At 72.5% G+C, this 18485-nt stretch carries 19 protein-coding genes, 1 tRNA gene and 1 pseudogene; 9 read left to right on the top strand and 12 right to left on the bottom strand.

What is annotated here, in order from left to right; genetic code table 11:
• Positions 1-156: 156 nt before the first annotated feature.
• The gene (locus AB0A74_RS39420; RefSeq protein WP_358257838.1) at positions 157-1113 is read left to right on the top strand and encodes a GTP-binding protein; all 957 of its coding nucleotides are present in this window, start codon (positions 157-159) and stop codon (positions 1111-1113) included.
• Here AB0A74_RS39420 and AB0A74_RS39415 read toward each other — a convergent pair.
• Positions 1098-1676: a TIGR03086 family metal-binding protein gene (locus tag AB0A74_RS39415; RefSeq protein WP_358257836.1), complete on the bottom strand. Its 579-nt coding sequence runs from the start codon at positions 1674-1676 to the stop codon at positions 1098-1100. The genes AB0A74_RS39420 and AB0A74_RS39415 overlap by 16 nt on opposite strands.
• Before the next feature lie 64 nt (positions 1677-1740).
• Between AB0A74_RS39415 and AB0A74_RS39410 the strand changes: the two genes are divergently transcribed.
• Complete coding sequence (locus AB0A74_RS39410; protein WP_358257834.1) at positions 1741-2484, top strand: helix-turn-helix domain-containing protein; 744 nt, start codon at positions 1741-1743, stop codon at positions 2482-2484.
• Here AB0A74_RS39410 and AB0A74_RS39405 read toward each other — a convergent pair.
• Complete coding sequence (locus tag AB0A74_RS39405; RefSeq protein WP_358257832.1) at positions 2478-3047, bottom strand: XRE family transcriptional regulator; 570 nt, start codon at positions 3045-3047, stop codon at positions 2478-2480. The two genes, AB0A74_RS39410 and AB0A74_RS39405, sit on opposite strands and share 7 nt — an antisense overlap.
• 56 nt (positions 3048-3103) lie before the next feature.
• Here AB0A74_RS39405 and AB0A74_RS39400 point away from each other — a divergent pair, with 56 nt between their 5' ends.
• Positions 3104-4276 carry an MFS transporter gene (locus AB0A74_RS39400; protein ID WP_358257830.1) on the top strand — a complete coding sequence of 391 codons (1173 nt, stop codon included), beginning with the start codon at positions 3104-3106 and terminating at the stop codon, positions 4274-4276.
• A gap of 39 nt (positions 4277-4315) precedes the next feature.
• On the opposite strand, the gene AB0A74_RS39395 is transcribed toward AB0A74_RS39400, so the two are convergent.
• A tRNA-Leu gene (locus tag AB0A74_RS39395) sits at positions 4316-4389 on the bottom strand.
• Positions 4380-4823 carry a hypothetical protein gene (locus AB0A74_RS39390; RefSeq protein WP_358257828.1) on the bottom strand — a complete coding sequence of 148 codons (444 nt, stop codon included), beginning with the start codon at positions 4821-4823 and terminating at the stop codon, positions 4380-4382. The genes AB0A74_RS39395 and AB0A74_RS39390 overlap by 10 nt, the downstream gene beginning before the upstream one ends.
• Before the next feature lie 116 nt (positions 4824-4939).
• Here AB0A74_RS39390 and AB0A74_RS39385 point away from each other — a divergent pair, with 116 nt between their 5' ends.
• Positions 4940-5161 (top strand): DUF3618 domain-containing protein, encoded by a 222-nt coding sequence (locus tag AB0A74_RS39385; RefSeq protein ID WP_343937768.1) that lies wholly within the window; start codon positions 4940-4942, stop codon positions 5159-5161.
• A gap of 4 nt (positions 5162-5165) precedes the next feature.
• On the opposite strand, the gene AB0A74_RS39380 is transcribed toward AB0A74_RS39385, so the two are convergent.
• Together AB0A74_RS39380 and AB0A74_RS39375 are read right to left on the bottom strand one after the other, a co-directional pair.
• Entirely contained in the window at positions 5166-5780 is a 615-nt protein-coding gene (locus tag AB0A74_RS39380; RefSeq protein WP_358257826.1) for a TetR/AcrR family transcriptional regulator, read from the bottom strand.
• A 51-nt stretch (positions 5781-5831) separates the two neighbouring features.
• Positions 5832-6122, bottom strand: coding sequence for a hypothetical protein (locus tag AB0A74_RS39375; RefSeq protein ID WP_358257824.1), 291 nt, complete (start codon positions 6120-6122; stop codon positions 5832-5834).
• Between the two features lie 302 nt (positions 6123-6424).
• On the opposite strand from AB0A74_RS39375, the gene AB0A74_RS39370 reads away from it, so the two are divergent.
• The 3 genes from AB0A74_RS39370 (at position 6425) to AB0A74_RS39360 (ending at position 10703) form a co-directional block, all read left to right on the top strand.
• Positions 6425-8587, top strand: coding sequence for a Tat pathway signal sequence domain protein (locus AB0A74_RS39370; protein ID WP_358257822.1), 2163 nt, complete (start codon positions 6425-6427; stop codon positions 8585-8587).
• 124 nt (positions 8588-8711) lie between these two features.
• A complete protein-coding gene (locus AB0A74_RS39365; RefSeq protein WP_358257820.1) occupies positions 8712-9494 on the top strand; it encodes an LPXTG cell wall anchor domain-containing protein in 783 nt (260 codons plus the stop codon).
• A gap of 174 nt (positions 9495-9668) precedes the next feature.
• Positions 9669-10703 (top strand): zinc-dependent alcohol dehydrogenase family protein, encoded by a 1035-nt coding sequence (locus tag AB0A74_RS39360; RefSeq protein WP_358257818.1) that lies wholly within the window; start codon positions 9669-9671, stop codon positions 10701-10703.
• Here AB0A74_RS39360 and AB0A74_RS39355 read toward each other — a convergent pair.
• Complete coding sequence (locus AB0A74_RS39355) at positions 10693-11304, bottom strand: TetR/AcrR family transcriptional regulator (protein ID WP_358257816.1); 612 nt, start codon at positions 11302-11304, stop codon at positions 10693-10695. The two genes, AB0A74_RS39360 and AB0A74_RS39355, sit on opposite strands and share 11 nt — an antisense overlap.
• A 74-nt stretch (positions 11305-11378) precedes the next feature.
• Between AB0A74_RS39355 and AB0A74_RS39350 the strand changes: the two genes are divergently transcribed.
• Positions 11379-12866, top strand: coding sequence for an NAD(P)/FAD-dependent oxidoreductase (locus AB0A74_RS39350; RefSeq protein ID WP_358257814.1), 1488 nt, complete (start codon positions 11379-11381; stop codon positions 12864-12866).
• Positions 12867-12988: 122 nt separating this feature from the next.
• On the opposite strand, the gene AB0A74_RS39345 is transcribed toward AB0A74_RS39350, so the two are convergent.
• From AB0A74_RS39345 to AB0A74_RS39325, 5 genes are all read right to left on the bottom strand, one after another.
• Entirely contained in the window at positions 12989-13699 is a 711-nt protein-coding gene (locus AB0A74_RS39345) for a glutamine amidotransferase (protein ID WP_358257813.1), read from the bottom strand.
• Positions 13696-14874, bottom strand: a complete 1179-nt coding sequence (locus AB0A74_RS39340) for a MurT ligase domain-containing protein (RefSeq protein ID WP_358257811.1) — start codon at positions 14872-14874, stop codon at positions 13696-13698. The genes AB0A74_RS39345 and AB0A74_RS39340 overlap by 4 nt, the downstream gene beginning before the upstream one ends.
• Positions 14875-14989: 115 nt before the next feature.
• Complete coding sequence (locus AB0A74_RS39335; protein ID WP_358257809.1) at positions 14990-15472, bottom strand: helix-turn-helix transcriptional regulator; 483 nt, start codon at positions 15470-15472, stop codon at positions 14990-14992.
• A gap of 133 nt (positions 15473-15605) precedes the next feature.
• Positions 15606-16271: an ElyC/SanA/YdcF family protein gene (locus tag AB0A74_RS39330; protein ID WP_358257807.1), complete on the bottom strand. Its 666-nt coding sequence runs from the start codon at positions 16269-16271 to the stop codon at positions 15606-15608.
• 21 nt (positions 16272-16292) lie between these two features.
• Positions 16293-17735, bottom strand: a complete 1443-nt coding sequence (locus AB0A74_RS39325) for an LCP family protein (RefSeq protein ID WP_358257805.1) — start codon at positions 17733-17735, stop codon at positions 16293-16295.
• A 96-nt stretch (positions 17736-17831) separates the two neighbouring features.
• Here AB0A74_RS39325 and AB0A74_RS39320 point away from each other — a divergent pair.
• A pseudogene (locus AB0A74_RS39320) lies at positions 17832-18485 on the top strand (hypothetical protein); the annotation flags it as partial.

The following is an 18485-nucleotide window of genomic DNA, read 5'->3' as shown; positions in this document are numbered from 1 at the left end:
TTCTTGGCAACCGGAAGAGCTGGTTGCCAAGAAGGGAGAAGCGCGGTTGGGCTGCGCCCAGGCCGTACGGGGAACGAACCGAGGCCCTTCCTGTGCTTGGCAGCCCTTCGGGAAGTGCGCCTGCGGCGCGGGTGGGGGCCTGGCTAGGATTGGGTGGTGAGGCGGATCCCGGTGGTTGTGGTGGCTGGGTTTCTCGGGGCGGGGAAGACTACGCTTCTCAATCATTTGCTTGCTGGTGCTCGTGGTACTCGGATCGGGGTCATCGTCAACGACTTCGGGGCCATCGGGATCGACGCCATGAGTGTCGCCGGGCAGGTTGACTCCACCGTCTCCCTCAGCAACGGCTGTCTGTGTTGTGCGATCGACGTCTCCGAGTTGGACTCGATGCTCGCCAAGCTCGACTCCCGAGTCGATGTGATCGTCATCGAGGCCAGCGGGTTGGCTGAGCCGCAGGCCATGGCGCGCATGGTGTTGGCCAGTGAGAACCCGAACCTCGCCTACGGCGGTTTGGTGCTCTTGGTCGATGCGGCGGAATTTCCCGGCGACCTTGAACGCCATCTGCGCGTCGCCGATCTGGTCGTGCTCAACAAGATCGACCGGATCGGCGATCACTCCGCGCTTCTCGACCGGATCGACCAGCTCAAACCCGGCGTCCCCGTCACCGCCGTCTCGCACGGGCGCATCGACCCCGCTCTGCTGTTCGACCCCAAGCCGCGCGAGCGTTACGGGCAGTTGTCGTTCGAGGACCTCTTGGACGAGGAGCACGTCCACGTCCACTACGACAGCGTCGAGTTCACCGCCGACGCCCTCAACCCCGCTCGCCTCATGGCCTTCCTGGACGACCGGCCGCCCGGTCTCTACCGCATCAAGGGGTTCGTGCGCTTCGACGTCCCCGGCCACCGGCAGCGGTTCACCCTGCACACCGTCGGCGCGTTCCTGCGCTTCACCCGGGACCAGTGGGGCGACGTCCCGCGCCGCACCCAGCTGGTCCTGATCGGCACCGGCCTCGACCGCGAGGCCACCCTCAAGCGGCTGGCCGACTGCGTCGAGGACGACCCCTCCGCCGTGGACCCGCGGTCGATGCTGGAAGTGCTGCGCTACCTGGCCCAGTGAGGGTCGCGGCCGGTCAGGGCCAGCACCCGGTGCAGGGTCGGCGCGGTGTCGGGCACCTCGACCTCCGGGCCGTAGATGCCCATGTCACGGCCCTGTCGCGCGGACTTCTCGACCTCGACCAGCAGGTAGTCCAGCAACTTCGCGTCCCACTCCGGGGTCTGGCCGGTCGCGCGGGCCAGGTCCCAGCCGTGGACCACGAACTCGCCGACCACCATGCCCCCGACCAGGTCCGCGGGCAGCTCCATCGGGCCGCCCATGTGCGTGACGCCGGTCCACGCGTCCGGCTCGCTCCACGCCTCGACCGTCCGCGCCACGTGCTCCTTCAGCGCCGTCGGCCAGTCCGCCACCGGCTCGACGTCCGGCTCCGCGGCGGCGGGCGGTGGCACGGCCTCCTTCCGGCCCGCGCCGACCAGCGACGGTCCCCAGAACAGCAAGTGGTGCGCGAGCCCTTTCACGTCGTACTCCGAACACGGGGTCGCGGAACCCCACTGGTCCGGCCCCACCCCGTCCACGATCTCCAGCAACGTCCCCGCTGCGCGGGTCATCATCCGAGCGTCCGACATGGACGGCAGCCAACCCCAAGCGGCTCCGCGCTGTCTTGAAAGAACGCGACATAGACTCGGGACCGTGCCCAGGGACGTGCGTGAGCTCAACGGCGCATGGCAGCACCACCAGCGCCACGCCTTCCCCGCGCCGTCCCCGGACCTGGCCCGGCACGTTGCCCGCCACTGGCTCGTCTCCTGGGACTACGCCGAGCCCTACCGGCAGTTGATCGTCCCCTACCCGAACGTCCACCTGACCTTCCAGGACGGCCGCGCGGCCGTGCACGGCGTCTCCACCGGCCACCAGGTGAGGGTCCTGGCCGGGCGGGGGCACGTGGTGGGCGTGGCGTTCCACCCGGGCGCGTTCCGGCCGTTCCTGCGGGCGCCGGTCTCGACCATCACCGACCGGTCGATCGACGCCGCCGAGGTGTTCGGCCCGGACCTCCCGACCGACCCGGGCGTCGAGGACGTCGAACGCCTCCTGCGCGCCCACCTGCCGCCGCCGGACCCCGGGGCGGAGGAGGCGGTGGCCGTGGTCGCCCGGATCGCCGCCGAACCCGGCATCACGCGGGTGGACGCCCTGGCCGCCGACCTGGGCACCGGCGTCCGGCGGCTCCAGCGCCTGTTCGCCGAGCACGTCGGCGTGCCGCCGAAGTGGGTGATCCGCCGCTACCGCCTGCACGAGGTGACCGAGCGGCTGGCCGCGGGCGTCGCCGTCGACTGGGCCGCGCTCGCCGCCGAACTGGGCTACGCCGACCAGGCGCACTTCGTCCGCGACTTCCGCGAGATGTTCGGCGAACCCCCGACCCACTACGCCGCCCGCTACTGACCCCCGGAGCGCGCCCGCACGCGCACCGCGCGCCGCCCGAACAGGCTGAGCACCTCGACGCTCCCGCGCCCGGCCGCGCCGAACCAGTGCGGGGTCCGGCAGTCGAACTCGGCGGCCTCGCCGGGGCCCAGTTCGACGTCCAGCGAGCCCAGCACGAGCCGGAGCCTGCCGTGCAGCACGTAGAGCCACTCGTGGCCGGGGTGGGTGCGCGGCCTCGGTTCGTCGTCCCCCGCCGGGATCGTCATCTTGTAGGCGCGCGGCTCGCCCTGGTGGCGGGTGAGCGGGACGAGCACCCGGCCGTCCCCCGGCGGGGCCGGCGGCGGGTCCACGATCCGGGGCGCGGACACGATGTCGTCCAGGCGCACGCCGAGGGCGGCGGTGATCGGCAGCAGCAGTTCGAGGCTCGGCCTGCGCTGCCCGGACTCCAGGCGGGACAGGGTGCTGGTGGAGATGCCGGTGGCGCGGGCGAGCCCGGCCAGGGTCACGCCCTTGCGGGTGCGGGCGCGGCGCAGTCGGGGCGCGATCCGGTCGAGGGCGGCGGCGACGGTCGGTTGGTCCTGCACGCCGCCCAGCCCACCACCGCTTTCCCGGTTTCGGCAAAGAAGTTTGCCGAAAGCGCATGAACGTCCCGATCGTGGGACCCGTGCGGACCTTCCAACCGACCCGGCTCCCGACCGGGGTGTACCTGCTTTCGGCCGGCCTGTTCGCGATGGGCAGCGCCGAGTTCCTGATGGCCGGCGTCCTGCCCCGGGTCGCCGCCGACCTCGACGTCCCGCTGGCCACCGCCGGCGGCCTGATCACCGCGTTCGCCCTCGGCGTGGTCCTCGGTGGACCGCCGTTCGCGGTGCTCTCCCTGCGCTGGCCGCGCCGCGCGACCCTGGTGACCACCCAGGCCGTGTTCGCCGCCGCGGTGGCGATCGGTCTCGTCGGCGACTACCGGGTCCTGCTGGTCACCCGGTTCGTCTCCGGCCTGGCCTACGCCGGGTACTTCGCGGTCGCCGCCGTGACCGCGATCAGCCTGGTCACCGCGGACCGCACCGCCCGCGCGTCCGGTGTGGTGGTCAGCGGGCTGAGCCTGGCGATGGTCGTCGGCGGCCCCGCCGGCACGCTGCTGGGCCACTTCACGTCGTGGACCGGCGGTTTCTGGGGCGTGGTCGCCCTGACCGCGGCCGGCGCGGTGGCGTGCGCGCTGGGGCTGCCCGAGACCGGTCCGGCGGAGCGGCCGAGCGTGGCGCGCGAACTGGTGACCATGCGCGAACCGCGGCTGTGGAACGTCTACGCCGTCACGATCCTCAGCACCGCCGCGTACATGATCACGTTCAACTACCTGTCCGCGGTCCTCGCCGACGTCACCCGCGTGCCCGGGGCCTGGGTGCCTGCGGTGCTCGCGTTGTTCGGCGTCGGCGCGTTCGCGGGCCTGTCGATCGGCGGGCGCGTCGCCGACCGGCGGCCGCACCGCGCGCTGGCGGTGGGAGTGGTTGGGATCGCGGCCCTGTCGGTGGTGCTGGCCGCGGTCCCGGACCGGGCTTGGGTCGTCGTGCCGGCCGTGTTCCTGCTGGGCGTCGCGGCGTTCGTCCTCAACCCGGCCCTCTACGGGCGCGTCTTCACCATCGCCGCCGACGCCCCGACCCTGGCGGGCGCCACCACGGTGTCGGCGTTCCAACTGGGCATCAGCCTGACCCCGGCGCTCGCCGCCCTGGTTCTCGCCGGCGGCGCCCCGGTGCCGGCGGTGTCCTGGATCGGCGCGGCCCTGGCCCTGCTCACCCTGCCGCTGGTCGCCCTGGACCGGTGAAGCGGACGGCGGCGACCGGAGCACCGGTCGCCGCCGCGGTGGGGCCGGAGAGACTCGAACTCTCACTGGCACGGACCTAAACCGTGTGCCTCTGCCAATTGGGCTACGACCCCGTGGTCGCAAGCCTATCCGCCGGGCGAAGCAGACCGATGCCGAGGGACACCACTCCGGCCGCCAGGCTCAGCCCGCCGAGGTAGAGCAGCACGATCAGGCCGTTGGCCCTGGTCGCACCTTCGCCCATCGCGGAGAAGAAGAACCCCGCGGGCATGAGGATCGCCGCCCCCGGGACGCCCAGCCGGGTCACCCAGCCCAGCGCGCCGCGCAGGTTCGCCACGTCCGCGTAGAGCAGGCACACCAGTCCGAGCACGAGCAGGACGCCGGCGTGGGCGTGCCCGGCGCGGAAGAACGCCTGCTGGAACCCGGTCAGCGCCACCTCGCCCTGCACGACCGTGGTCAGGAACCGGCCGCCGAACTCGACGCCGACCAGGCTCAGCAACAGCACCCCGGCCAGGCGGCGGGACGCGGGGGACAGGCGGATGGCCGACATGGTGCTCCTCCAACTGAACGGAAACACCGTTATAAAACCACCCGTGACGACACCGGTCAACGGCGTTCCCGCGCCTCAACTACGGTTACGGGCGCAGACCGCTGCTAGGAGGAGATGTGGCTCGCGACCCCGACACCATCCAGCGCGAGATCGAGCAGGCTCGCGACGCGCTGGCCGCGACCCTGGACGAGCTGGGCACGAGGGCCCACCCCCAGCGCTTCGTCGAGGCGGGCAAGGACAGCGTGCGCGCGAAGCTCGACGAACCCAAGGTCCGGTACTCGCTGATCGCGGTGGCCGTGCTGCTCGGGTTCGCCTTGCTGCGCAAGCTGTTCCGCTGACGGGCTACTGCCCCTTGGCGACGAGGGGCAGTAGCACCTGCTCGGTCATCCGGTCGACGAACGGCGTGTCCAGCGGGTCGCCGGTCAGCATCAGGCGGTAGATCAGCGCCGCGCCGGCCAGCTCCACGGCCATCCCGCGCGGGGCGTCGGCGCGCAGTTCGCCGCGCTCGTCGGCGCGGTCGAGGATGCGGCGCAGCACGTCGCGCTGCGCGATCAGGAACGTCTCGCGGAACGCCGCCGCCAGCTCCGGCTCGTGCGGCAGCTCGCCCACCAGCGCCTGCGCCGCCTTGCCCACCGGCCCGGACAGGAACGCCGCGAACGAGGCCAGGAACTCCCGCAGGTCGCCCTGCAGCGACCCGGTGTCCGGCTCGGCGAGGTTCTGCGCCGCCAGGTGCGTGCACGTGTCGATGACCAGGTCGAGCTTGGACTCCCACCGCCGGTAGATGGTCGCCTTGCCCGCCCGGGCGCGGGCGGCGACGGCGTCCATCGTCAGCGCCCGGTAGCCGACCTCCGCCATCACCTCCAGCGCGGCCTGCCGCAACGCGTCGTCGCGGCTCGCGTCCCGGGGTCTGCCCCGCTGCGGAGATCTTGGCGCCCCGCTGTAAACCGGTGTGGCCATGTCTGCTCCCCTTCGCCTTTGGCCGGACATCCTAGGCGGGAGCGGCCCTCCTCAGGCCTCGATCGCCTGGTCGTGAGGGGTGCTCGCGTCGTGGTGCAGCGGCAGGCCGTGCCGCGTGTGCAGGTACACCACGGAGAACGCGTACGCGTCGCCGTCGAGCATGTGCACCACGGTCCGGTCCTCGTTGCCCCCGGAGATCTCGTCGACGAGCTGGTCGGCCTGCACGCGGGCGGCGATCAGGCCCGGCGCGACGGCGTCGAGCGCGCGGTCGGCGGTGCGCACGGTCACCGCCCAGTCGTCGCCGTGGCGCCGGTAGTTGGCGGTGATGGGGAGCGTGGGCATGGGCTCGACCTCCGTCCTTCCCGCCCAGTTGACCCGCAATCCGGCGCGATCACGCGGTCTGTCCCTCCAACGAGTGACGTCCGGTGTCGTCCCGGTCCGTTCCGGTCCACCCCTTGCGCCGGACCCCGATCACCTCCTACCTTTCGGGCTTACCGCCGCGCACACCGATCGCCGTTGTCGGCGTCCGCGGAGGGGTTCTCATGGGCCTGAACAGGCGCGTTTTTCTGGGTGCCACGGGTGCGGCGGTCACCGCCGGTCTGCTGCCGGTCGCGGGAGCGCGGGCCGGGACATCCGATGTATCGATGACCGACGAGCAGTGGGCGGACTTCCTCGCGGGCCAGGACCTGGTGTGGGGGCGGATGCCGGCGAAGTGGTCGCAGGGCCCGTTCCTGGGCGACGGCCGGCTGGGCAGCATGGTCTACGCGGTCGGCGGCCGGATCAAGTTCACCGTCCAGCACGCCGAGGTGCAGGACCACCGCACGACCGGCGGCAGCGCGTGGGGCGTGCCCCGGCTGCCCGTCGGGCACGTCCTGCTCACCCCGGTCGGCACGGTCCGCGCGGTGGACTGGCGGCTCGACCTGTGGCACGCCGAGCTGGTCGGCACCGTCACCACCGACCGCGGGGCGCTGCGCCTGCACGCGATCGTCACCGAGGGCGTGCTGGGCCTGTCGGTCACCCCGTCCGGCGACGAGCGCGCCGACCTGGTGTTCGTGCCCGAGAAGGCGGTCCCGCCGCGCGCCGCGACCGAGACCCCGCCGGCGGGCTACGAGCTCAACCCCGATCCGGTGACGAAGACGTCCGGCGGCGATCGGGTGGTGGTGCAGGCGTTGCGCGCCGGCGGCCAGACCGCCACCGCCTACCGCGTGATCGGGACGACCGGCAAGCGCCGAATGCTGCTGTCGGTCGCGCACAGCTTCCCCGCCACCACGGCCGAGGCGTCGGCGCTGGCCCGCGTCCGCGCCGCCGCCGCCCTGCCCGGCGCGGACTTCCAGCAACGCCACCGCGACTGGTGGCACGCGTTCTACAAGCGCAGCTTCCTGTCCATCCCGGACCAGCGGCTCCAGTCGTTCTACTGGATCCAGCTCTACAAGCTCGCCGCCGGCACCCGCGCGGGCGGACCGGTCATGGCGACCTGCGGGCCGTGGCTGGAGCCGACGCCGTGGGCCGCGGCGTGGTGGAACCTCAACGTGCAACTGGAGTACTGGCCCATCCACGGCTCGAACCACCTGGAGCTGGACGCCGTCGCGACCACGCTGAAGGACAACGCCGCCCAGCTCGTCCGCAACGTGAAGACCCAGTACCGCGACGACTGCGCGGGCGTCGGCCGCAGCACCGACCGGCACACGTCCAACACCGGCACGCTCGGCGAACCCGGCGGCACCGGCACCATCGAGCTGGGCAACCTCACCTGGGCGCTGCACAACGTGTGGCTGAGCTACCGGCACTCGATGGACCGGACACTGCTCGCCGACGTCGTCTTCCCGTTGCTGCGCCGGGCGGTCAACTACTACCTGCGCTTCCTGACCAAGGGCAACGACGGCCGCCTGCACCTGCCCGCGACCACGTCACCCGAGTACGGCAACGCGCCCGACTGCAACTACGACCTCCAGTTGCTGCGGTGGGCGTGCCAGACCCTGCTCGACTCGGCGCGCGTGTTGCGCATCGACGACCCGCTGGCCAAGCGGTGGCGGGAAGTCCTGGACACGCTCGTGCCGTACCCGGTGGACGCCAACGGTTTCATGGTCGGCACGGGTGTCCCGTTCGCCAAGTCGCACCGGCACTACTCGCACATGCTCGCCGTGTTCCCGCTCGCCACGGTGAACTGGGAGCAGCCGGAGAACCGCGCGTTGATCGAGAAGTCGTTGCGGCACTGGATGTCCCTCGAAGGCTCGCACCGCGGCTACAGCTACTCGGGCTCCGGGTCGATCGCCGCGCGCATGTTCCGCGGTGACGAGGCGCTGGCGTACCTGGTGAAGATGTTCGACACCACCACGCGCTACCCGGTGCTGGAGAACACCATGTACGGCGAGGCGGGGCCGGTCGTCGAGACGCCGCTGTCGGCGGCGCAGACCCTGCACGACATGGTGCTGCAGAGCTGGGGCGGGGTCGTGCGGGTGTTCCCGGCGGTGCCGAGCGCGTGGGCGGACGTCGTCCTGGACCGACACCTCGCCGAGGGCGCGTTCGAGGTGACGGCGGCCCGGCGGGGCGGGCGGACCCGGTTCGTGCTGGTCCGGAGCCTGGCGGGGGAGCCGTTGGCGCTGCGGCACGGCATCGCGGGCGCGGTCACCGTGCGCACGCCGGCCGGCGCTCCCGTGCCGCACCGCGACCGGGGCGACGGCACCCTCGACGTGGACCTGCCGCGCGGCGGTGAGGTCCTGGTGCACCCCGCGGGCGGCACACCCGACCTGACGATCGCGCCCGTCCCGATCTCGACTCCCGGACCGCGGTGGGGCCTGCCGGCGTGAACCGACCGTGTCTGCCTGGTGTCGCTCGGTGAGGTGAAGCATGACCTCGTGGAGTGACGGGTAACACAGTCAGAGGCAAGGCGATACCCCGTATGGATTAACCATCCTGGTCCAGGAGGACGCTATGTCCCGAAGATTGCTGATAGCCGCCACGGCCGCCGTCGGGCTGTTCTTCGCTCCCGTCGCGGCCACCGCAGACCCGGGCAACGGCAACGGCACCGATCCCGGCTTCGTCCCACCCGGACAGTCGCAGGAGCACGGCCAGGGGCAGGGCCAGGGCCACGGCCAGGCCGCCGCGCAGGGTCAGCCCCCGGCGGAGGACACCAACGCGCCGCAACCGCCGTCCAACGCGGACTTCACCGACCACGGCGCGAACACGCACGGCCCGTACGACTCGACGCGCGACGGCTCGCCGTCCCAGAACGGCAACGGTGACGGTCAGCAGGTCGGCCAGCCGTGCGCCGGCTGCGTGGGCAACGCCGACAACAAGAACCCGCCCGGACAGCTGCCCGGCGGTTCCGACGGCAACGCCGGCTACGAGTGCGACCGCAACGCGGGCGTGGGCCGCAGCAACCCCGCGCACACGGGCTGCACCGAGACCAACCCGCCGACCACCACCACGACGGTGCCGACGACGACGTCCACCTCGACCTCCACCTCGACGTCCACGTCCACGTCCACGTCGACCTCGACATCGACCTCCACGGGCACCCACACCAGCACCTCGACGTCCACCCAGACGCCGGCCGCCGGTGCGCTGGGCAGCCCGAAGAACCCGGTGGCCGCGGTGCTCGACCAGGCCCTGGCCTACACGGGCGCGAACGCGTCCTGGATGGTCCTGCTCGGCCTGCTCAGCGTCGGCGCCGGCGCCCTGGCCCTGCTCGTGACCCGCCGCCGTCGCGCCTGACGCGGCCCGACCAGCCACACCCCCCACGACCCGGTGGGGCCGGTCCCACCCCCGGCCGGTCCCGCCGGGTCCCCGCACGCGCCCGTGGGGGCGGTGAAAACCGTACTGACGAAACGCCGCCCACCTTGCGAGGATGGCCGCACCCCGACCCCTGCTACGCCGCGAGGAGGCCCCGTGCGGGCGACGACCATCCACGGACCCAAGGACATCCGCGTCGAGGAGGTGCCGGACGCCGCCGTGCGCGACCCGCACGACGCCGTGGTCAAGGTCGAGCTGGCGTGCATCTGCGGCAGCGACCTGTGGGCCTACCGCGGGGTCGCCAAGCGCGTGCCGGGCCAGCGGATCGGGCACGAGTTCGTCGGCGAGGTGGTCGAGGTCGGCCCGGAGGTCACCTCCGTCAAGCCCGGCGACCGCGTCATCGCGCCGTTCGTGTGGAGCGACGGGACCTGCGCGTACTGCGTGCAGGGCCTGCCGACGTCGTGCCGCGACGGCGGCTTCTGGGGCTCCGGCACGTCCGACGGCGGGCAGGGCGAGGCGGTGCGCGTCCCGTTCGCCGACGGCACGTTGGTACGGGTCCCCGAAGGTGTTGACACCGCCCTGCTGCCCGCGCTGCTCGCGCTGTCCGACGTCATGGGCACCGGCCACCACGCGGCGGTCTCGGCCGGCGCCGCGCCCGGTGCGACGGTCGCGGTCGTCGGCGACGGCGCGGTGGGGCTGTGCGGCGTCCTCGCGGCCAAGCGGCTGGGCGCCGAGCGGATCATCTCGCTGGGTCGGCACGAGGACCGCGCCAAGGTGGCCCGGCTGTTCGGCGCGACCGACCAGGTGCCCGAGCGCGGCGAGGAGGCGGTGGCCCGGGTGCGGGAGCTGACCGGCGGGCTGGGCGCGCCCGTCGTCCTGGAGTGCGTGGGCACCGAGGAGTCCTGGACGACCGCGATCGGCCTGGTCCGCGACGGCGGCCGGATCGGCTACGTCGGCGTCCCGCACCAGGCCCCGAACCTGCCCACCGGCAAGCTGTTCCCGCGCAACATCGGCATCGCGGGCGGCCTCGCGCCGGTCCGCAACTACCTGCCCGAGCTGATGGCGGACGTGCTGGCCGGACGGCTCGACCCGGCGCCGGTGTTCGACCGGACGCTCCCGCTGGACGAGGTCGCCGACGGCTACCGGTCGATGGACGACCGCAGCGCGTTGAAGGTCGTGCTCACCCCGTGATCCGGTTGGCCACGCCCCGCCAGACGACCTCCATGACGTAGGTGGTGGCGAGCGCGGGCCCCACCTCGGGCCGGCGCTCGCACCACAGCGCGAGGCGCTCGGTCGAGCCGACCACGATCTCCGCGAACGCCTCCGCCTCGACCACGTCGATGTCGGTGTCGAAGCTGCCGATCACCGCCGCGATGAGGTCCGTCTGCTGCCGCCGGATGCCCTCGATCTCCTCCACGGCCGACGGCACGGTCACCGCCGCCTCCTGCCGCAGCAACGCCCACGCCTGCTTGTGCTCGCCGATGAACTCGAAGAACGCGAGCAGGCCCAGCCGCAGGACCTCCTCCGGTGTCGTCGCCCCGGAGATCGCCTGCTGGGTGCGGTCGAGCAGCTCCGTGCGCGCCCGGTGGATGCACCCGATGAGCAGGCCCTCCTTGGAGCCGAAGTACTCGTAGAGCATCGGCTTGGACACGCCCACGCGTTCCGCGATCTCGTCCATGGACGCCGCGAGGTAGCCGCGTTCGGCGAAGACCTGCTCGGCGATGTCGAGCATCTGCGCCTTGCGCTGCGCCTTGGGCATCCGCTTGCGGCGCGGCTCCTCCGTGGTGGTCACGAACTGGAGACTACCGGAGGTAACTTACTTCGAGTAACCTACTGAGGAGTATGTAGCCGGACGAGGAGGTCGGGATGCACCGAGAGGTCAAGGTCCTGGTCGTGGGCACGGGCTTTTCCGGCCTGGGCATGGCGATCGAGCTGAAGCGGACCGGCGAGCACGATTTCGTCGTGCTCGAAAAGGCGAGCGACCTGGGTGGCACCTGGCGGGACAACTCCTACCCCGGCTGCGCGTGCGACGTCCCGTCGCACATGTACTCGTACTCGTTCGAGCTGAACCCGAAGTGGTCGCGGATGTTCGCGCGCCAGCCGGAGATCTGGGCGTACCTCAAGCAGGTGGCCGACAAGTACCGGCTGCGCGAGCACATCCGCTTCGACACCAAGGTCTCCGGCGCGCGGTGGGACGAGGACGCCAAGGTCTGGCACGTCGCGACCGAGCAGGGCGACACCTACACCGCCAAGGCGGTCGTCGCCGGCGTCGGCGCGCTGCACATCCCGAACGTCCCGGCGCTGCCGGGCATCGAGAACTTCCAGGGCAAGGCCTTCCACTCCGCCGAGTGGGACCACGACCACGACCTGCGCGGCAAGCGGGTCGCCGTGGTGGGCACGGGCGCGTCGGCCATCCAGTTCGTGCCCCGCATCGCCGACGACGTCGAGCACATGACGATCTTCCAGCGCACGCCGCCGTGGATCATGCCCAAGATGGACCGCTCGATCCGGTCGTGGGAGCAGCGGGTCTTCCGGGCCGTGCCCGGCGCGCAGCGGCTGTACCGGAACTTCGTGTACTGGACGCGCGAGTCCAGCGCCCTGGGGTTCGCGGTGAACCCGAAGATCATGGAGTTCGCGCAGAACATCGCCAAGCGCCACATGCGCTCCCAGGTGCCCGACCGCGAGCTGCGGGCGAAGCTCACGCCGGACTACACGATGGGCTGCAAGCGGGTGCTGATCTCCAACGACTACTACCCGGCGCTGTCCAAGCCGAACGTGGACCTGACCACGGAGGGCATCGCGGAGGTGCGGGCGCACAGCATCGTGGACCGGGCGGGCGTGGAGCACGAGGTCGACACGATCATCTACGGCACCGGGTTCCACGTGGTGGACAGCTTCGACTACCTGGACATCCAGGGCAAGGGCGGGGTGGACCTGGCCAAGCAGTGGCGGGAGAAGGGGATCGAGACCTACTACGGCATCACCGTCTCGGGCTTCCCGAACCTGTTCTTCCTGCTCGGCCCGAACACCGGCCTGGGCCACAACTCGGTCGTCTTCATGATCGAGTCCCAGATCCGCTACGTCCGCCAGTGCCTGGAACTGCTGGACCGCCACCACGCGGACGAACTGGACGTGCGGCCGGACGTGCAGGCGAGGTTCAACCGGCAGTTGCAGCGGAAGCTGACGAAGGGCGTGTGGACCGAGGGCGGCTGCAAGAGCTGGTACCTGGACGCGCAGGGCGTCAACCGGACCGTGTGGCCGGGCTTCACGTGGCGCTACTGGATGCGCACGAAGACCGTACGAGCCGAGGACTACACCCTGACCCGCGCCCGCCGGGACCGGGTGCCCGCCTGATCCTGCCCGGCTGCGGCTGCCCGGCTGCGGCTGCCGGGCTGCGGCTGCCGGCTCGCGCTTGTCGGACGATCGCGCTGTTCCGTGCGGAGGAGCAGCGCGATCGTCCCGACCCGATCAGGGGCTCAGACGCCGGCGGCCTTGGCGCGTTCCGCGCGGAGCCGGGTCACGGCCGGCAGGTCGAGCGGCGCGGGTTTCGCGCCCGTCGCCCACTCGATCAGCAAGTCCGCCAGAGCCGGGTTGCGCGGCAGCACCGGGCCGTGCAGGTACGTGCACAGGATCCGCCCCTGCACCGCGCCCTCCACCGAGCCGTCGTTGCCCGTCCCCACCTTCACGTGCGCCAACGGCCGCGCCGACGGGCCCAGCACCGTGCGGCCCTGGTGGTTCTCGAAGCCGGTCAGCAGGCCCTCGAACAGGCCGTCCGCCGGGGTCGCGATGACCTCACCGATCGCCCGGCTGCCACCCGCGTGCGACGTCGAGTCGATCAGGCCCAGACCCGCGTGCGTCACCTGGTCGGCCCGCGTGAACGACTCGCCGAAGATCTGGATGCCCGCGCACACCCCGAGGATCACGGCGCCGCGCGCCGCCGCCCGCTGCATGCCCGGGTGCTCGCGCAGGTGCCGCACGGCCAGCGTCTGCGCCGTGTCCTCGCCGCCGCCCACCACGTAGATGTCGCACGAGTCCGGCACCGGCTCGCCGAACCGGATCGTCACGATCTCCGCCGGGATGCCGCGCCACGCCATGCGCTTCTCCAGCACCACGGCGTTGCCGAAGTCGCCGTACGTGCCGAGCAGGTCCGGCAGCACCAGGGCGATGGAAACCTTGGACGCACTCACTGGGCGGCCCTCGCGTTCAGGTCGCGGAAAGCGGTGTAGTTGGCGATGACCTCGACCGCGCCCGGCGGCATCGCGTCGATCGCCTTCAGCGGGTCGGGCACGATCGTGTGCTCGACCTCCGCGTAGGTCAGGCGCACGGCCAGGTCGGTCGCCCGCTCGCCGGCCGCGATGACCTGCCGGCCGCGCAACCGCTCGAACGGCACGTCCCACAGCCACGACAGGTCGCGCCCGTCGGCCTCCTGCGCGTTGATCACCAGCACGGCCGGGTGGTCGGCCTCGCGCACGACGTTGAGCGTCTCGCTCCAGCCCGCCGGGTTCTTCGACAGCAGCAGCCGCGCCCGGTGGCCGCTGCGCTGGATCGTCCGGTACCGGCCGGCCACGTTGGACACCGCGCGCAGCCGCTCGACGGCCTCGGCCACCGGAACGCCCAGCGCGAACGCCGCCGCCGTCGCCATCACCGCGTTGGCCGCGTTGAACTTGCCCGGCAGCCGCAGCGCCAGGTCGAGCTTCTCGCCGGTCGGCGTCACCAGGTGGCCGTCCCCGGTCACCCAGTCCGGCTTGGGCCGGGCCAGGTCGCAGCCGGTGCAGTGCCAGTGCTCGCCCTCCCAGCGGATCGGGTCGCCGCAGCGCGGGCAGGACGCCGCGTCGTTGTGCCAGCCCGTGCCGGTCGCCACCCAGACGACCTCGCGCGCGTCGCGGGCCGCGGAGGTCACCATGATGTCGTCGCAGTTGGCCACGACCACGCCGGGCACGCCGGCCAGCGCCGTGCGCAGCGACCTCTCGATGGTGCGGACCTCGCCGACCCGGTCGAGCTGGTCGCGCGAGAGGTTCAGCAGCACGGCGACCGCCGGCGTGCTGGCGCGGCAGACCTCGGGGAAGTACCCCTCGTCCACCTCCAGCACGGCGAACGGCGCGTCCGGCTGCTTGGACAGCGCCGTGACGTGGCCGTCGGGCATGTTCGCGCCGCCGTGGTTGGTGGCGACCTGGCCCAGGGCGGAGACGGCGCGCGCGAGCATCATCGTGCTCGTCGTCTTGCCGTTGGTGCCCGTGACCAGCGCGACCCGGCGGCCGGCGGTCAGGTGCGCCAGCGCCTGCGGGTCGAGCTTGAGCGCCACGCGGCCACCGATCATGCCGCCCGCGCCCAGGCCCATCTTCTGCGACAGCTTCGAGCTCATGTTGCCCAGTCGCACGGCCGCCGCGGTGCGCAGCGGCAGGCGGGCTGGGTCTGCACCAGGAGTGTTCGGCAAGCGACTTCCCGCGTCGGTGGGGTGAGGAGGGTTGCCGCCGATGCTACCGGGGCCGCCGGCCGTCCAGCTCCCGCAGGGTCCTGATCAGGTCCACCGTGCTGAGCTGGCACAACTGGGCCATGTACTCCAGCGCCGGCAGGTCCAGGTGGACCTCCGGGGACTGGCCGGGCGTCAGCTGGTGCAGCCGCCCCTGGGCCCAGCGGCGCAGCGGCAGCAGCTGGGGGCGGTTGTCGGTGACCACGGCGGCCAGGTTGACCGCCAGGTGCCCGGCGGGGGCGTCGCCGAACACGCGGTCGTGCACGCGGGCCAGGACGTGGTGCGCGGGCACGCCGAGCGCGACGCAGATCTCCACCAGCCGCACGACCGAGCACTGCCGGGTGCCCAGCTCGTAGGTGGCGAGGGTCTGCAGCGAGATGTCGCTCTGCAGCCTGCGGTTGAGCTCCTTGCGGGTCCAGCCGCGCTGCTTGCGAAGACTGCGGAGCTCATCACCGAGCACGCGCTGGTACGCCGCTGTGTCGATCTGCACCGTCAAGTCCTCCATGTCCGCGGGGGCCCCGACAGACCCCACGCGAATGGAAAGCGCGACCCCACGTCCGCTTACGCGACTTGCCCGGATTATCCCCCGATCGGGCGAACCGAGTAGTACTCTCAGTAGTTCTTCAGCGCTCAAGTGCGCTGGTCACGCCGGTTTCCAGCGGTCCGAGGAACCGCGGGTCCGGCTTGGCCACGAGCCCGTCCCACATCGCCTTGCCGCTCGCGAACGCCTCGCGGAAGTGCCCGTACGCGGTGGTGGACGCCCACTGGCGGGACGTGTCGTGGCCCACGCCGAACGCCTCCAGCCCGGCCGACCGGCACAGCGCGACCGCGCGCGGCAGGTGGAACTCCTGCGTCACGACGGTCAGCCTGGTGACGCCGAAGATGCGCTTGGCCCGCGTGCACGAGTCCCACGTGTCCAGGCCCGCGTAGTCCGCCACGACCAGGTCCGCCGGGACGCCCTTGGCCACCAGGTAGTCGCGCATCGCGGTGGGCTCGTCGTAGTCCTTGCGGCTGTTGTCGCCGCTGACCAGCACCACCTTGACCTTGCCCGCCCGGTACAGGTCCGCGGCGACGTCCAGGCGGCCGGCCAGGAACGGCGTCGGCCGCCCGCCGCGCAGCCCGGCGCCGAGCACCAGGGCGACGGGCGTCTCCGGGACGTCCGCCGCCGCGTGCCGGTAGGGCGCGCTGGACACCCGCACCCACACCAGCGGCACGGACGCCAGCACCGCCGCCAACGCCACCACCACCAGCACCCGCTTCCAGCGGATCCGCCGGATGAACGCCCCCATGCCTACCCCTCGCGTTCGGACTCAGTTGACGCAGCGCACCCCGTCGGCCGTGATCGGCGGCTCCTCGGTGGTGCTGGTGCCGGGCTGGGCCCGCCGCGCCCCGTCGAGGCCGACCAGCGGCGCGCCGGCGAGGTTCTGCGTGCCGGGACCGGAGTAGTCGCTGCCGACGAACACCCGCGCCCGGCCCACCGGGATGTCGTCGTCCTGCTCGATGTCGAGCCCGCCCAGGGCGTCGGCGACGGCCTGCGCGCCCGCCTCGCCGCCCTGCCCGTAGCGCACCACGGACTTCGCCATCGGGGTGTCGGCGTTGGCCGCGCCGCCGGAGACGAACCTCTTCGCCACCAGCGCGTCCAGCACCCGGCCCGCCAGGCCGCCCGAGCCCGAGGCGTTGCGGACCTCGACGGTGACCGTGGACGGGTCCACGCTCGGCGTGGTGGACGTGCCGGTGGGCTCCTTGCCCAGGTTCTTGAAGAACCGCTTGACCTCGGACTCGTTGATCTCGATGGCCGTGCCGTCCTCGGGCGTGACCAGTTCCGGGTTGCCGGTCGGGATCGTCTCGAACTTGATGTTGCCGCCGGACAGGTCCTTCATCTGGGTGGCGAACTTCAGCACGTCCCAGCCCTTGTCCAGCACGATCGACTTGGTCAGCGCGTCGATGAGGGCGCGCAGCTTGGTCGGGTCGGACAGGGTGCCCGCGGACAGCATCTTCTTCGCCAGGCCCGCCATGAACACCTGTTGGCGGACGATCCGGTCCAGGTCGCCGCGCAGGAGGCCGTAGCGCTGGCGGACGAACGCGAGCGCGTCGCGGCCCTGGATGGTCTGCGGGCCCTTGGCGAAGTTCGCGCCCGAGTAGTCGTCCTCGGTGGCCTGGTTGAGGCAGACGTCCACGCCGCCGACGGCCTTGGTGATGTCGTAGAAGCCGACCAGGTTGATCTCGGCGTAGTGGTCGATGGTGACGCCGGTGAGGTCCTGGACGGTCTGGATGAGGTTCTTGGCGCCTTCCTTCTTCGACTCCTGCTCCACCTGGGCCGGGTCGGTGACGCCCTTCTTCTGCAGGTCCGCGACGGCGTCGTTCTTGCCGTAGCCGTACGCGGAGTTGATCTTGTGCCGGCCGTAGCCGCCGGCGATCTTCACGTAGGAGTCGCGGGGGAACGACACGGCGACGGCCTTGCCGGTGTCGTTCGGGATGTGCATGAGGATGATCGTGTCGGTGTTCAGGCCGCCCGCGCTCTCGTCGCCGGCCTGGAGCTCGTCGAGGATGTGCTGGGGGAGCGGGTTGCCCTTGGCGTCGGTGCGGGCGTCCATGCCGACCATGAGGATGTCGATGGACCCGTCCGCGGGCCGCTCGCCGCCGCCGTCCGCGCCGATGACGTCGGTGGTGGTGAGGTTGTTGGCCAGGGACTGGAAGTTCGCCCACGCGTAGCCGGTGCCGAGGAGGACGGCGACGGAGAAGAAGGCGACCACCGTGCGGCCGACCAGGTTCCCGCTCCTGACCGGCTCGCGGCGGGGGGCGGTGCGCCGGGCCGGCGGGCGCTGGGTGGGACGGGGACGGGCTCCGGCTTGGGCGCCCTCGGCACGCGCCGGCCCGTTCGGCCGCCTGCCGACACCTTCGGCACCCGCACGGGCGGTGGTGCGGGCAGCGTCACCGGCACGCGGGGGGCGGCCTTCGGCACCCGCACGGGCGGGCCGGGCTTCGCCGCGACCGGGAGTGCTGCGCGGGTCGCCGCCGCGGCCGGTCACGCCACGTCCACCGGCCTCGCGCCCGGCCGCCTCGCGCCCGGCTGCGCCGCGCTCGCCGGCGTCGCGCTCAGTTGCGCCGCGCCGGCGGGCCTCGTGGCCGGCTGCGCTGCGGCTGTTCTCGCCGCGCCCGCCTGCCTCGCGCCCGCTGGCCGCACTGCGCCCGCTGGGGTCGCGCCCGGCTGCGCCGCGCCGGCCGGCCTCATCGCCGCTTGCGCTGCGGGAGTCGTTGCCGCGGGCGTCGGCGCTGCGGGAAGTGCCGCCGCGCTGGTCGCCGCCGCGCTGGTCGGAAGCGCGTGGGGTGCCGCCGCGCGGGTCGCCCGGTTGGGGGCGGCGGGGCGGGAGGTCGTGGCCGGCGCGTGGGTCGCGGCGGGGTGGGTCGCCCCGGTTCGCGCGGGGTGGCTCCGGGGTGCGGTCGTGGGGTTCGCCACGGCCCTCGGCGGGGGTGCGGGGCGGGCGGGGCGGGTCCGCCGGCCC

The organism is Saccharothrix sp. NPDC042600, assembly GCF_040647305.1.
GTDB classification, from domain to species: Bacteria; Actinomycetota; Actinomycetes; order Mycobacteriales; family Pseudonocardiaceae; genus Actinosynnema; species Actinosynnema mutabilis.
Note: the sequence above shows the minus strand (reverse complement) of the source record. Positions and strands in the feature narration are given on the sequence as shown.